This is a genomic window from Pseudomonas sp. GW823-FHT06E10 (assembly GCF_058794995.1).
On sequence record NZ_JBXAHJ010000038.1, the window covers coordinates 1 to 864 of the forward strand.

An 864-nucleotide genomic window follows, 5' to 3' on the forward strand; every position below is an offset into this window, starting at 1 on the left:
TCCTTCCACTTCCATGACCTGGGCAACCAGCGTTACCGCGTCGAGCATAAATCCGGCCTGGTAGAAATCCTGGCGCGTGTTCAAGGTGATATAGCCCTGCCGGTGCAAATGCGTTCGCCCCAGGGCCACAGCGTTTCGCTCGAATACGTGGCCTTCGGCACGGGGCCGCTGCTCAGCAGTATCCGCAACGCCGATGGCACGCAACTGCTCAAGCTGGTGCGCAGCACCAACTGGCTGAACATCACGCTGTTTCCGGACAGTGCGCATGAAACCCTGTTTCGTCTATACATCGAAGGCGGCGAAACCAGAAGCCTGATCCTGCCCACCGACGACCAGGCCTCCTGGCGTTTTGGCTACGTGTTCAAGGAGGGCCTGACCTGCCTCGCGCAAGTCGATACCCCCACCGGCGCTCGGGAAACCGTCACCTATTCGGCCGTGCCGCACTCCTTCCCGGGCCTGGCATCACGCAAGTTGCCGCGGGTCGAGCGTCACGTGCGTAACCCGGGGTTCGGCCAACCCGCGGTCGAACACCGCTTTGGATACGACGCTCGCGGCCACAACTGTTTCGGCTATGGCAGCGGCGTGTCCTGGAGCGACGACGGTTTTGACAACCTGTACAAGGTGAGTTCGACGTACTGGTATGAAACCACCGAGATCCTCTGGGACGGCATCGGCAACCAGAAAATCCAGGAAACCCGGCGGGTGTTCAACAACTTCCATTTGCAAACGCTGGAAGAAACCACCCAGTACAGCAGCGACCCAAGCAAGCACACCCTCAAAAGAACCGACACCGAATATCACCTCGTCCCGAACCTGGAGTTCAAGGACCAGCCGCCTTATTGCCAGTTGCCGAAAACCGTGACC

1 pseudogene is annotated in these 864 nt (G+C 59.7%); it reads left to right on the forward strand.

Annotated features, from left to right (window positions below):
- Positions 1–864: pseudogene (locus tag AC1Q6Y_RS28030) on the forward strand (sugar-binding protein); the annotation flags it as partial.